This window comes from Gemmatimonas sp. (assembly GCF_021298855.1).
Classification (GTDB): domain Bacteria; phylum Gemmatimonadota; class Gemmatimonadetes; order Gemmatimonadales; family Gemmatimonadaceae; genus Gemmatimonas.
This window is the reverse complement of sequence record NZ_JAJTHI010000046.1, coordinates 22970-34702: the sequence shown is the minus strand read 5'-3', so window position 1 is coordinate 34702 and position 11733 is coordinate 22970. Positions and strand designations below refer to the sequence as shown.

The 11733-nt window shown below is 68.8% G+C and carries 13 protein-coding genes; 4 read left to right on the top strand and 9 right to left on the bottom strand.

Annotation, left to right across the window (positions count from 1 at the left end; translation table 11 throughout):
- Positions 1-471: 471 nt before the first annotated feature.
- The 8 genes from LW840_RS13930 to LW840_RS13895 form a co-directional block, all read right to left on the bottom strand.
- Complete coding sequence (locus LW840_RS13930) at positions 472-1011, bottom strand: inorganic diphosphatase (protein ID WP_291262745.1); 540 nt, start codon at positions 1009-1011, stop codon at positions 472-474.
- A gap of 20 nt (positions 1012-1031) precedes the next feature.
- Positions 1032-2015 carry a porphobilinogen synthase gene (hemB, locus tag LW840_RS13925; protein WP_343213681.1) on the bottom strand — a complete coding sequence of 328 codons (984 nt, stop codon included), beginning with the start codon at positions 2013-2015 and terminating at the stop codon, positions 1032-1034.
- A gap of 86 nt (positions 2016-2101) precedes the next feature.
- A complete protein-coding gene (gene hemC, locus LW840_RS13920; RefSeq protein ID WP_291277193.1) occupies positions 2102-3052 on the bottom strand; it encodes a hydroxymethylbilane synthase in 951 nt (316 codons plus the stop codon).
- Between the two features lie 224 nt (positions 3053-3276).
- Positions 3277-4026 (bottom strand): uroporphyrinogen-III synthase, encoded by a 750-nt coding sequence (locus LW840_RS13915; protein WP_291277192.1) that lies wholly within the window; start codon positions 4024-4026, stop codon positions 3277-3279.
- Positions 4027-4093: 67 nt separating this feature from the next.
- Complete coding sequence (locus LW840_RS13910) at positions 4094-4276, bottom strand: hypothetical protein (protein WP_291268425.1); 183 nt, start codon at positions 4274-4276, stop codon at positions 4094-4096.
- Positions 4273-4989 carry a cytochrome c biogenesis protein CcsA gene (gene ccsA, locus LW840_RS13905; RefSeq protein WP_291268426.1) on the bottom strand — a complete coding sequence of 239 codons (717 nt, stop codon included), beginning with the start codon at positions 4987-4989 and terminating at the stop codon, positions 4273-4275. The genes LW840_RS13910 and ccsA overlap by 4 nt, the downstream gene beginning before the upstream one ends.
- 5 nt (positions 4990-4994) lie before the next feature.
- The gene (locus LW840_RS13900) at positions 4995-5738 is read right to left on the bottom strand and encodes a heme exporter protein CcmB (RefSeq protein WP_291277191.1); all 744 of its coding nucleotides are present in this window, start codon (positions 5736-5738) and stop codon (positions 4995-4997) included.
- Between the two features lie 29 nt (positions 5739-5767).
- Positions 5768-6556: an ABC transporter ATP-binding protein gene (locus tag LW840_RS13895; protein ID WP_291277190.1), complete on the bottom strand. Its 789-nt coding sequence runs from the start codon at positions 6554-6556 to the stop codon at positions 5768-5770.
- A 119-nt stretch (positions 6557-6675) separates the two neighbouring features.
- Between LW840_RS13895 and acs the strand changes: the two genes are divergently transcribed.
- Positions 6676-8640 (top strand): acetate--CoA ligase, encoded by a 1965-nt coding sequence (gene acs, locus LW840_RS13890; protein WP_291277189.1) that lies wholly within the window; start codon positions 6676-6678, stop codon positions 8638-8640.
- Between the two features lie 226 nt (positions 8641-8866).
- Positions 8867-9226, top strand: coding sequence for a hypothetical protein (locus tag LW840_RS13885; protein WP_291262737.1), 360 nt, complete (start codon positions 8867-8869; stop codon positions 9224-9226).
- 285 nt (positions 9227-9511) lie between these two features.
- Here the strand turns inward: LW840_RS13885 and LW840_RS13880 are convergent, their stop codons facing one another.
- Entirely contained in the window at positions 9512-10234 is a 723-nt protein-coding gene (locus LW840_RS13880; RefSeq protein ID WP_291262736.1) for a thioredoxin domain-containing protein, read from the bottom strand.
- A 144-nt stretch (positions 10235-10378) separates the two neighbouring features.
- Here LW840_RS13880 and LW840_RS13875 point away from each other — a divergent pair, with 144 nt between their 5' ends.
- Complete coding sequence (locus tag LW840_RS13875) at positions 10379-11233, top strand: alpha/beta fold hydrolase (RefSeq protein WP_291277188.1); 855 nt, start codon at positions 10379-10381, stop codon at positions 11231-11233.
- Positions 11234-11357: 124 nt separating this feature from the next.
- Positions 11358-11621 (top strand): hypothetical protein, encoded by a 264-nt coding sequence (locus tag LW840_RS13870; protein ID WP_291262734.1) that lies wholly within the window; start codon positions 11358-11360, stop codon positions 11619-11621.
- Positions 11622-11733 lie beyond the last annotated feature (112 nt).

Sequence of the window (11733 nt, the reverse complement as noted above, 5' to 3'; positions counted from 1 at the left end):
TGACGGGGGCGGGTCACCTGTACGCCATGCGCCCGAACGATGGCGCGGTCGCCGGGCGCGATCGACCGCCCGCCGCGGTTCCGCACCACCCCTTCGCGCGTGGCTTCGGGGATGGCCGGGCGTCGCCGCGCTGTTGCGCGGCGCGCCGCCGGCACCCCCCCAGAGCCGCCCGGCGGGGGGCGCGGCCCGCTGCGGGCTGGCATTGCGTGCAGGCCCCCGCGCGGCACACGAGTGTCAGCCCCCGGCGCGCCATGCCGCCCGTAGCGCGTCTCTGAGGGGGTGACGCCGGGCGCGTCAGCGCCTCGGCCACCCCCGAAGCAACGCGCGCAGGGGGTGCATGGCGTGACGGGGGCGGGCTACCACCGCCTGCCACGACCAAGCCACGACCAAACCACGACCAAACCACGACCCAGCCATGGCAAAGCCATGACCAAGCCACAATCCCGCCACGACCCAAACGCGACTCCGCCCCTACTCCGCCGCGTACTGGCGCGCGTAGCGCGCGATCGACTCCTTCACGATCTCCATGGCCGCCTCGCTCTTGCGCCACCCCATGATCTCCATGCGCTTCCCCTCGAGATCCTTGTAGATCTGGAAGAAGTGCTCGACCTCCTTGAGGTAGTGCGGCGACAGATCGGCAATGTCGAACACATCCGAGTAGTACGGATCGTCCGCCGGGACCGCCAGGATCTTGTCGTCGGGCTCCCCCTTGTCGAGCATCATGAGCACCCCGATGGGACGCGCATTGATCTGGCAGCCGGGAAAGGTGGGCTCGTTGATCTTCACCAGCACATCGAGCGGGTCGCCGTCTTCGTGCAACGTGCGCGGGATGAACCCGTAGTCGCCCGGATAGTGCACGGCGGAATACAGCACGCGATCGAGCTTGAAGTGCCCGGTTTCCTTGTCCAGTTCGTACTTGTTGCGCGAACCCGACGGGATCTCGATGATGGCCGTGACCTGCTCCGGCGGCGCGTAGCCCGGGGCAATGTCGTGCCAGGGATTGTGCAGCATGTGGCGGACTCCGGGATGGTTCAACGGCGCGCCAGCACGGCGGCCGCGTCGATGGCGAAGTAGGTGATGATGAGATCGGCGCCGGCGCGTGCGATGGCCACGAGCGATTCCATCATCGCCCGCTCTCCGTCAATCCAGCCGCGCTCGGCGGCGGCCTTGATCATGGAGTACTCGCCACTCACCTGATACGCGCAGAGTGGCAACCCGGTCTCGCGCTTCACGGCCGCGATGATGTCGAGGTAGGCGCCGGCGGGCTTCACCATGAGGATGTCCGCGCCTTCCTCCACATCCAGACGCACTTCGCGCAGCGCCTCGCGGGCGTTGGCCGGATCCATCTGGTAGCTGCGGCGGTCGCCGAAGGTGGGCGTACTCTCCGCGGCCTCGCGGAACGGGCCGTAGAACGCCGAGGCGTACTTGGCCGCATAGCTCATGATGGGCACATGCGCGTACCCCTCGTCGTCGAGCGCCTCCCGCAGGTGCCCAATGCGATGGTCCATCATGTCGCTGGGCGCCACCATGTCGGCGCCCGCCTCGGCGTGCGCGATGGCTTCCTTGGCCAGCAGCAGCAGCGTGGCATCGTTGTCCACGTCACCGTCGGCGGTGAGCACGCCGCAGTGGCCGTGGCTCGTGTACTCGCACATGCACACGTCGGTGATGACGAGCAGCTGCGGGAACGCCCGCTTCACCGCGCGCACCGCCTCCACGACCGGACCGTGCGGATCCCACGCGGACGAGCCGATATCGTCCTTCGTGTCGGGAATGCCGAAGAGCAGGATGCCGCCGATCTTCGCGTCCACCGCCCGCTGCGCATCCTTGAGCAGTTCGTCCACGCTCGTCTGGTACACCCCGGGCATGCTGCCGATGGGCTGACGGAACCCTTCACCCGACCGCACGAACAGCGGCCAGATGAACTGCGCGGGGTCGAGGCGCGTCTCGCGCACCGCGCGGCGAATGGCCTCGGTGCGACGCAGCCGGCGCAGACGCACCGGGTGGGGTCGCGCCATGCCGAACTCGCTCGGGTCGAACGCTTCGGTGCTGAAAGTGCCTTCGGTCACGACCGGCTCTCGTTCAGGAGTTCTTCGGAAGGGCTTCAGGAGTGCTTCGGTGCCTGCGCCTCGCGCAGCTCCGCCAGGATGCCGGCGCCGCCCGCAGCGTGCAGCTGGCGCGCGAGCTCGCGGCCACTCGCGGCGGGATCCTGCCGATCGATGGGCAAGCCACCGCGCACCACCGTGGAGCCATCGATGCTGGCCACGATGCCATGCAGCATGAGGCCGTACTCGGGCTCGTCGAGCGTGGCCGCACCGATCGGCACCTGGCACCCGCCCTCGAGGCTCGCCAGCAGCGCGCGCTCGGCGCTCACCGCGAGACGCGTGGGGGCGTGATCGAGCTGGCGCAGGATGCCGAGCATCTTCTCGTCATTTGCGCGCGCCTGCACCGCAATGGCCCCCTGCCCCGGTGCGCCGAGCCAGTCGGGCGCATTGAGCAGCGACACGATGCGGTGTCCGAGGCCGAGGCGGCGCAGTCCCGCCGCCGCCAGCAGCGCCGCATCCACCTGCCCTTCGTCGATCTTGCGGAGGCGCGTGCCCACGTTGCCGCGCAGTTCGCACACCTCGAGATCGGGGCGCAGGGCGCGCAACTGTGCGCGGCGCCGCAAGGAACTCGTGCCCACCTTCGCGCCTTCCGGCAGCTCTTCCAACCTGGTGGCCGTGATGCCGGGGCGCGTTACGAACGCATCGCGCGGATCTTCGCGCTCGAGCAGCGCCACCACCGTCAATCCCTCGGGATCGGCCGTGGGCAGGTCCTTGAGCGAATGCACCGCACAGTCGGTACGACCGGCCAGCAGGTCTGCTTCAAGCTCGGCGGTGAAGAGCCCCTTCTCGCCAATCGCCGACAGCGGCTTGTCGAGAATGCGGTCACCGATGGTGGTGTACGTCACGAGCTCCGACTCGACGCCGATGGCGGCCAGCATTGATGCCACCTGGCGGGCCTGAAAGAGGGCGAGCTCGGAGCTGCGGGTTCCTATGCGGAGTGGACCGGTCATCTCTACAAGCTAAGCGATCGGGGGCGGGGGCGGATGGGTTTTGTGAGGATGGCGCGCCTGTGGCGCGCTCTTTTGACAAGGCAGGAAGCAGGGGGAAGGCCGTCAGGGTGCAGAGTGAAGAGGGCGCCAACGCGTGGTTGCCCCCTGCTTCCTGCCCCCCTGAAGCCCTTCTTCCTGCTCCCTGCCTTGTCAACAAAAGGCCGCGCTCCGCGCGGCCAATCCGTTCACCCGCCCCGGTACGCCCCCACGATCGCCTTCACCCACCCCTCCATCGTGGCCGCCGTGCTCTCCACCTTCACCGGAAAGCCCGCCACCCGCGCCGCCCGCGCGGTGACCGGCCCGATCGCCGCCACGGGCAACCGGCTCGCGAACTCCGGCGGCAGGGCGTCGAGCAGCGAGTCCACGGCGCTCGGCGCGGCCACGGTCACGAGGTCGATCTCGCCGGCGGCAGCCAGCGCGCGGATGCGCGCCTGCCCGTCGGGATCGGCGGCGCTCTGGTAGCACGGAATCACGTGCACCGTGGCCCCGAGCGCGCGCAGCCCCTCGGGGAGCACGTCACGGGCGCCGGCGGCGGCCGGATACAGCATGCGCGAGCCGTCGATGTCCGAGCGTTCGGCCATGAGATCGAGCATCCCCTCGGCCTGCATCTTTTCGGGCTGCACGGTGGGCGCGCGCCACTCGTGCGCCTCGCACGCCTGCGCGGTGGCGGTGCCCACGACGGCCAAGCGACGCGTGGCCATGGCCGCTTCGGCGCCGCGCTCCTTCACCACCCGCGCGAGATGCTTCACCGCGTTCACGCTGGTGAGCAGCACCCAGTCGTACTCGGCAAGTCGCGCCACCGCCGCGTGCAGTGGCGCGAGGTCAAGCGTTTCGATGCGCGTGAGCGGAATCTCGTGCACCGTGGCGCCCACGCGTCGCAGCGCTTCGGCCAGCGGCCCGCCGCGTTCCCCCGCGCGTGTGACCGCGATGCGCACGCTACGCAACAACTCGGCGAGCGGTACCTGCCCCCTGCCACCTGCTCCCTGCACCCTACCCCCTTCCTCAGCCGTGCTTCGACTTGGCGATGCGGCGCGCCATCAGTACGACATACGCGAGCAACGTCCCCACCGTGATCGCATACCCGGCCCACATGTAGGCCTCGGTTGCTGGCGGCCCCTCACGCTTGGCCACATAGGCCACCGTGTCCTGCACCGTCACGGTCCGCGGGAACGGCTCCGCACTCACGCGGCCTCCAGCGCCGCGCGCGCGTCACGCAGCGTGGCCCAGCGGAAGCGCACGCGCAGCAGCGCAAAGAAGAGCAGCACGAACGCGGCGAGGGCCATGAGGAACGTGGCCAGCATTTCGGGGGGCAGCGACGGCCTCTCCGGCTTGAGTACGACCGGCCCGGGGTGCATGCCGCGGAACAGCTTCACCGTGAGATGGATGAACGGCACCAGCAGCGCGGCCAGCGACCCCATGACCGCCGAAAGGCGCGCGCGATTCTCCGGGCTCTCCACCGCGCCGCGCAGCACGAGGTAGCCAAGGACAAGGAGCCACAGGAAGAGGGTGCTGGTGATGCGGGCTTCCCACACCCACCAGGTGCCCCAGCTGGTGCGCGCCCACACCGGCCCCGTGGCCAGCACGATGCCCATGAACAGCAGCCCGATCTCGGCGCTGGCCTCCGCCAGCCGATCGAGCCGCTCGTCCTTGAGCCACAGATAGAGGATGCTGCTGATGGCGAGCAGACTGCATGCCACATACAGCCCCAGGATCGCGGCCGGCACATGCACGTAAAAGATCTTCTGCGCCGCGCCCAGCATGGCGTCGACCGGCGTGAACCAGATCGCGCGTACGCAGACCGCGAGCACCGCTACGAGCGCCACGGCAAGAAACCCGTCGACAGCCTTGGCCTCCGGCAGCTTGCCCGGGGCGCTGATGGTGGCGGCCGCAGTCGCCATGTGCACTACTCCTCGATCGTGTACGGAAAGACGACGATACACGCCGTCACGAAGACCAGGTCGAACGCGAGCAACAGCTTGAACCACGGCATGGCGTCTTCCAGCGGTTGCCCGCGGAGGATGTACGCCGAGGTTTGCGCCGCCGGAATAACCAGCGGCACGAAGAACGGCAACGTCATCATGGGGAGCAACAGCTCGGCCAGGCGCGTGTTGCTGGCGATGGCGGCGAACAGCGTGCCGACGGCGGCGAGCCCCAGTGACGCGCAGAGCACGATGCCAATGAGCACACTCCATGCGCTCCCCACCTGAAGATCGAAGAACAGCGCCACCGCCGGAAGCGCCAGCGCCTGTACCCCCGACACGAACGCCAGGTTGGCCAGAACCTTTCCCACGAAAATGCTTTCGCGGCTTACCTGGCTGGCCAACAGCCCGTCGTAGGCGCGTTCGGAAAGCTCCAGCCCGAACGACCGGTTGAGCCCCAGCAGCCCGGAAAAGGTGAAAATCACCCACAGGACCCCCGGCGCGAGGTCGAAGGCCGGAATGGCGGTGGGATCCCAGGTGAAGCGGAAGATCACCACGGCCAGCACCGCAAACACGGTGGCCGCGAGGAAGGCGCTGCGGGTGCGGAACTCGATGCGCAGATCCTTGCGCGCAATGCGCAGCGCATCGGCGAGAAACGCGGGCGCGAGAAACGCGGGCGCGAGAGACGCGGGCGCGAGAGACGCGGGCGCGGCGCGACGCTTCGTCACGCCCGGCATCGGTTCATGCGTCCCGTCGCTCACGCCAACCCCTCGTGCACCAGTGCCCGATACCGCCCCTGAAACTCGGCCAGATCGAAACCGCCGGCCGGCGTGGGTTCGTCGTACACGAACGCGCCCTGGCGCATGATCACGGCGCGTGTGGCGAGGGCGATCCCCTCCACCAGGTTGTGCGTGACCAGGACCAGGGTGGCCCCGCCGGCCTTCAGCGCGCGAAGGGCGTCCGTAAACGCGAGCGCGCCCACCTCGTCGAGCCCCGTATAAGGCTCGTCGAGCAGCACCAGCCGCGGGCCGTGCACCAGCGCCCGCGCGATGCTCACACGCTGCTGCAGCCCGCGGCTCAGAAAGCGGACCGGCTGGTGTTCACGGTCGAGCACCCGCAGCCGGTCCAGCACCGCGGTCGTGGCCATCTCGGCGTCCACCACACCCTGGCACTCGGCGGCAAAACGCACGTTCTCGCGCACGGTGAGTGCCGGGTAGAGCATGGAGTGGTGGCTGATGAGCCCCACCAGCCGGCGCGTTTCGGCCGGCCCCGGCAGGGGCACCCCGTGCAACTTCGTCGTCCCCGTGGTGGGCTTGAGCAACCCGCCCAGGAGCCGCAGCAGGGTGGTCTTCCCGGCGCCATTGGGACCGAAGAGCGCCAGGCAGTCACCGTCGGCCAGGGTCAGCGACACGCCGTTGACCGCCTTTCGTCCCCCGAACGCCCGTACCAGCCCCTCGGCCTCGACGGCCGGCGGCAGGTGCTGCAGGGCGGAACCGGTGGCAGAACGCGCGACCGCGCTCGCACCGGTTTCGTAGGGACTCGGCATCGCTCTACATTAGCGGATCAGGCGGTGCCCCGCGACGTTCGCCAGGGTCTCGGGGGGGCACGGCCACGCCCCGCACGAACGCCGCATTCCCCACCACCGGCCGCGCCGGTCACAGGCTCATGAGCGATATCGACGTCCTGCTGCAGGAAACCCGTTCGTTCCCGCCCCCGCCGGCCTTCAGTGCCGGTGCGCACGTGACCGACGCGCGGGTGCATGACGATGCCGCCCTCGACCCCGAGTTCTTCTGGGCGAAGGAAGCCGAATCCCTCGACTGGATGCAGCCGTGGCACACGGTGCTCGAGTGGACGCCCCCCTACGCCAAGTGGTTCCAGGGCGGGAAGCTCAACGTGTCGGTGAACTGCGTGGACCGGCACATTCACGGCCCCCGCCGCAACAAGGCCGCGCTCATCTGGGAAGGCGAGCCGGGCGACCGCCGCACCTGGACCTACTGGGACCTGTACCGCGAAGTGAATCTCGCGGCCAACATGCTCAAGAAGCTCGGCGTGACCAAGGGCGATCGCGTGGCAATCTACCTGCCCATGATCGCCGAGGCCGTCGTGGCCATGCTCGCCTGCGCGCGCATCGGCGCCATTCACACGGTGGTGTTCGGCGGGTTCTCTCCCGACTCGCTGCGCGACCGCATCAACGACTGCGGCTGCAAGGTGCTCATCACCGCCGACGGCGGGTATCGCCGCGGGCAGACGGTGCCGCTCAAGCGCAACGCGGATGAAGCGCTGAAGGAGTGCCCCACCATCGAGCGCGTGCTGGTGGTCATGCGTCGGCGGAGTGGCGTGGGCGACGAGACGTTCGCCGAGATGCAGGAGGGACGCGACCACTGGTGGCACCGGCTCAAGCGGGAGGTGCCCAAGTACTGCGAGCCCGAGGCGATGGACGCCGAGGACGTGCTGTTCATCCTCTACACGAGCGGCACCACCGGCAAGCCGAAGGGCATCGTGCACACCACGGGCGGCTACCTCACCGGCGCGATGGCCACGACCAAGTACGTGTTCGATCTCAAGGACGAGGACGTGTACTGGTGCACCGCCGACATCGGCTGGATCACCGGTCACACGTATCTCACGTACGGCCCGCTCGCCAACGGCGCCACGTGCGTGATGTACGAGGGTGCGCCCGACTGGCCGGACAAGGATCGCTTCTGGCAGATCTGCGAGCGCTACGGCGTGACGATCTTCTACACGGCGCCCACGGCCATTCGCGCCTTCATGAAGTGGGGCACGCCCTACGTGGAGAAGCACGACCTGTCGCAGCTGCGCCTGCTGGGCAGCGTGGGGGAGCCCATCAACCCCGAAGCCTGGATGTGGTACCACCGCGTGATCGGCAAGGAGCGGTGCCCCATCGTGGATACGTGGTGGCAGACGGAAACGGGCAGCATCATGATCACCCCGCTGCCGGGGCTGACCCACACGAAGCCGGGCAGTGCGACCGTGCCGTTCCCGGGCATTCGCGCCACGCTGCTCGACAGCCAGGCGAACGACCTGCCGGTGGGCGGCGGCCTCCTCGCCATCACGCATCCGTGGCCGAGCATGCTGCGCACCATTTGGGGCGACGACCAGCGCTACGTGGACACATACTTCAGCAAGTGGCCCGGACGCCCCGATCTCTATTTCCCGGGCGACGGCGCCAAGCGCGACGACGACGGCTACCTGTGGATTCTCGGGCGGGTGGACGACGTGCTCAACGTGGCGGGGCACCGCATCGGCACGATGGAAGTGGAGAGCGCGCTGGTGGATCACCCTGCCGTGGCGGAAGCCGCCGTGGTGGGCAAGAGTCACGAGCTCAAGGGGCAGGCGATCGCGGCGTTCGTGACGCTGCGCGCGGGGTTCACGCACAGCGGCGCGCTGCGCGATGAGCTCCGGGAGCACGTGGCGCTCAAGATCGGGGCGCTGGCGCGGCCGGATGACATTCTGTTCAGCGCGGACCTGCCGAAGACGCGCAGCGGCAAGATCATGCGCCGGCTGCTGCGCGACATTGCCGAGGGGCGGGCGCTGGGGGACACGACCACGCTGGCGGATCCTTCGGTTGTTGCCGGGCTGAAGGAACAGTACGAAGCGCAGGAATCGTGATGGTGCGCGGCGCACCCGGTGGGCGCGCCGCTTTGGTTGACAAGGGAGGGGGCAGGGGGCGGGGGATCAGGAAGAAGGGAGCAGATGCTTCCGCCTTCTTCCCGATCCCCTGCCCCCTGCCCCCTTCCTCGTCACAAAAGCCGCGCCGCCAGGCGCGGCAACTCCGCCATACGTGCGGTGTATCACGGAACGAAACCCGCAGCGGCGTTAAATCGTCAGGACCCATATGTCCATTCTCAGCAAGCTCTTCCCGGAAACCCTCTTCCCCCGCAAGCTGTCGGCTGACGCCGAGCAGCGGTTGCGGCTCGCTCAGGCGCGCGCGGAAGAGGCCCTCATTCGGGCGCACGTGGACAATGCGCTGCTGTTCGTGGATACGCTCGCCACCGACGTGGGCTACGAGCGGGCACTCGACATTTATGTGCGGGAGCTTGCCGTGCCGGAGCCGCTGGCCAGTGTGGTCGTGACCCGCGCGCTGGTGGCGCTGGGCGAGGCGCTGGTGCCCGAGCCCGGCGCGACGGCGGAACAGGCGGCGCCCATGCCGGAACTGCGGCTGGACCAGGCGGCGGCGCGGCGGCGGCGGGCGTAACGGCGGGGGTACTGCGGGAGTAACTGCGGGAGTTACTGCGGTCTGAACTGCGCTTGACCAGCAGACGGCAGACGACAGAAACCACAGTGGGCAGTACGGCAGGGATGTGGTTGAACACAACGGGCGCCACCGCTTCGCGGGGCGCCCGATTTCCTTTGCGGTTGGGACATCGGCGGCGGCGCGCAGCGCACGCCGCCGTGTTGTTCTTCCGCATTCCTGCGCACTGCGTGCTGTGGTTCCTGCCGTCTGCCGTCTGCAGGTACGCCGCAGTACGCCGTTCCGCCGTTACTGCTTCGCCGCCGTGTCCGCCGCCGGCGCCGCACCCGCTCCCGCTGCCGTCAGCGAATCCACCAGCTTCTTGATGCCGTCCGCAGTCAGGCCGCCGGGGTAGATCTTGTTCCCCACGATGATGGTGGGGGTGCTGTTCACGCCGCGCGACTGCCCTTCGGTGGCGTTGGCCTGAATGCGCGGCAGGTGCTTCTGCTCATCCATGCAGCTGTTGTACGTGGCCATGTCGAGCCCCACCGCCGTGGCGTACGCCTCGATCACCTTGCGCGGGTTGGTCGTGGCCATCGTGCTCCAGTCGGGCTGGTTGGCGAAGAGCTGGTCGTGCATCTCCCAGAACTTCCCCTGATCGTTCGCGCACGCCGCCGCCAGGTGCGCAAAGAGCGTGTTCTGGTGAATCGACGTGAGCGGAAAGTCGTAGAAGCGGAAATTCGCGAGCCCCGCGTCCACGATCCGCGCCTTGATGTCGGGACCCTGAATGGTGGCGAACTGGCCGCACCCCGGGCACTCGAAGTCGGCGAACTCGATGATCGTGATCGGCGCATTCGGGTTGCCGCGCAGGTACCCCTCGGCCTTCATCGCCGGCGCATCCTTGGGCAGCTCAATGGGCTTGGGCTTGTTCTGCATCGTGCCCCACAGCACGCCACCACCCACCAGCAACAGCACCCCGATCACCGCCAGGAATCCGGTGTTCGACTTCTTCTTCGGCGTCACCTTGGCCACTCGCTCTCCTCGTCGTCATCCGGCCGCGGCCGGTGGGGTCCAGGACCTGCAGAGCGGCGGCGCCGGGCACCATCGCTCCGAAATAGCATGCGGGAAGCTACGCGCCCGGTGGTTCGGTGCGCCATGGTGCGCTATCCTCCCCACGTGTACACCGAACACCTGCGCATTCCCGTGGGCAGCGGCGCCCTCCATGTCGAGCGCGTCGGACGTGCCGGACGGGCGGTGGTGCTGCTGCACGGGTTCGGCACCTGTGCCTTCCTCTGGCGTGCCGTCGCGCCGCAGCTGGCCAGCGCCGGCCGCACCGTGGTCAGCATCGACCTGCTGGGCTTCGGCGAGTCCGATCGCCCGGCCGATGTGTCCTACTCCCTGTCAGCACAAGCCGACTACGTGGACCGGGCCCTCACGGCCCTCCGCCTGGGCGAGGTGTGCGTGGCCGGACAGGATACGGGGGCGCTGGTGGCGCTGCTGCTGGCGGCGCAGGAGCCCGACCGGGTGCGAAAGCTGGCGCTGCTCGAACCGCCGGCCCCCGACGATCTCCCGGGGGCGGCCATCCGGTCGTTGCAGCGGACCTCGGCCTTGTCGGCGCTGAGTGCCAACAGCCTCTTCGGGGCCCGCCCCCTGCTCGAACCGCTGCTCACCGACGCGGTGGGAGCGCGCGAGCGCATGCCCGAGCGCCTGGTGATGCGCTACCTGGCCCCGTGGGTCGGGAGCAACGGAGCGGCGGAGCTGCTGCAGCTGGCCAGCAGCGTGTCCATGACCCCCGACGCGGGACAGCCGGAGCCCGATCTGGCGGCGGTGCACTGCGACGTCTTGCTCTGGTGCGGCGGCGATACCCCGCCCAGCAGCCGCGAGGATGCCGCGGCACGGGCGGCGGCATGGCACCGCCTGCTCCCGCGGGCCCGGGTAACGCCCCTGATCACGTCGCGCCCTCCCGGTATGCTGGTCGCCGAGGACACCCCCGACGCCCTCGTGGCAGCACTCCTGCCGTGGAGTGCGTAAGGAGGGGGAGTGACGAGGTCCCCACGGCACCCTCCGCCCCTAGGATCCCGGTTTCTCATCGGTTAGATTTTCCATGCTGCGCCGGATACGCCGGGCAGCCTGTTCGACGCACTACCCAGAGGAAATGGCCAAGCCCAAGCTTCGTCCGCGTCGTGACGCCATGGTGCCCTCCCCCTATCAGGAGGCCCGTGACGAGCTCTTCCAGCAGATCATGCAGTGCGGTGTGATCGGGTGTCATCCCGAAGACCAGAAGGAGTGGTTTGACGCCACGATGGTCTACCTCCAGGACCGGTATTCCGAGCTCAAGCCCACGGAATTCGCGGAACTGCGGACGCTTGGCGAGCGCTTCGCGCAGCCGGCGAAAAAGCAGGAAACCGCCTCGGTCTGACCGCTGCAGACATAGACGCTTGCAGATGTGCGAACGCCCTCGGGGATCCCCGGGGGCGTTCTGTTTCTCCGACTTCCGCGGCCCCCGCGCCTCCCCTCCTCCGCGCCCCGCG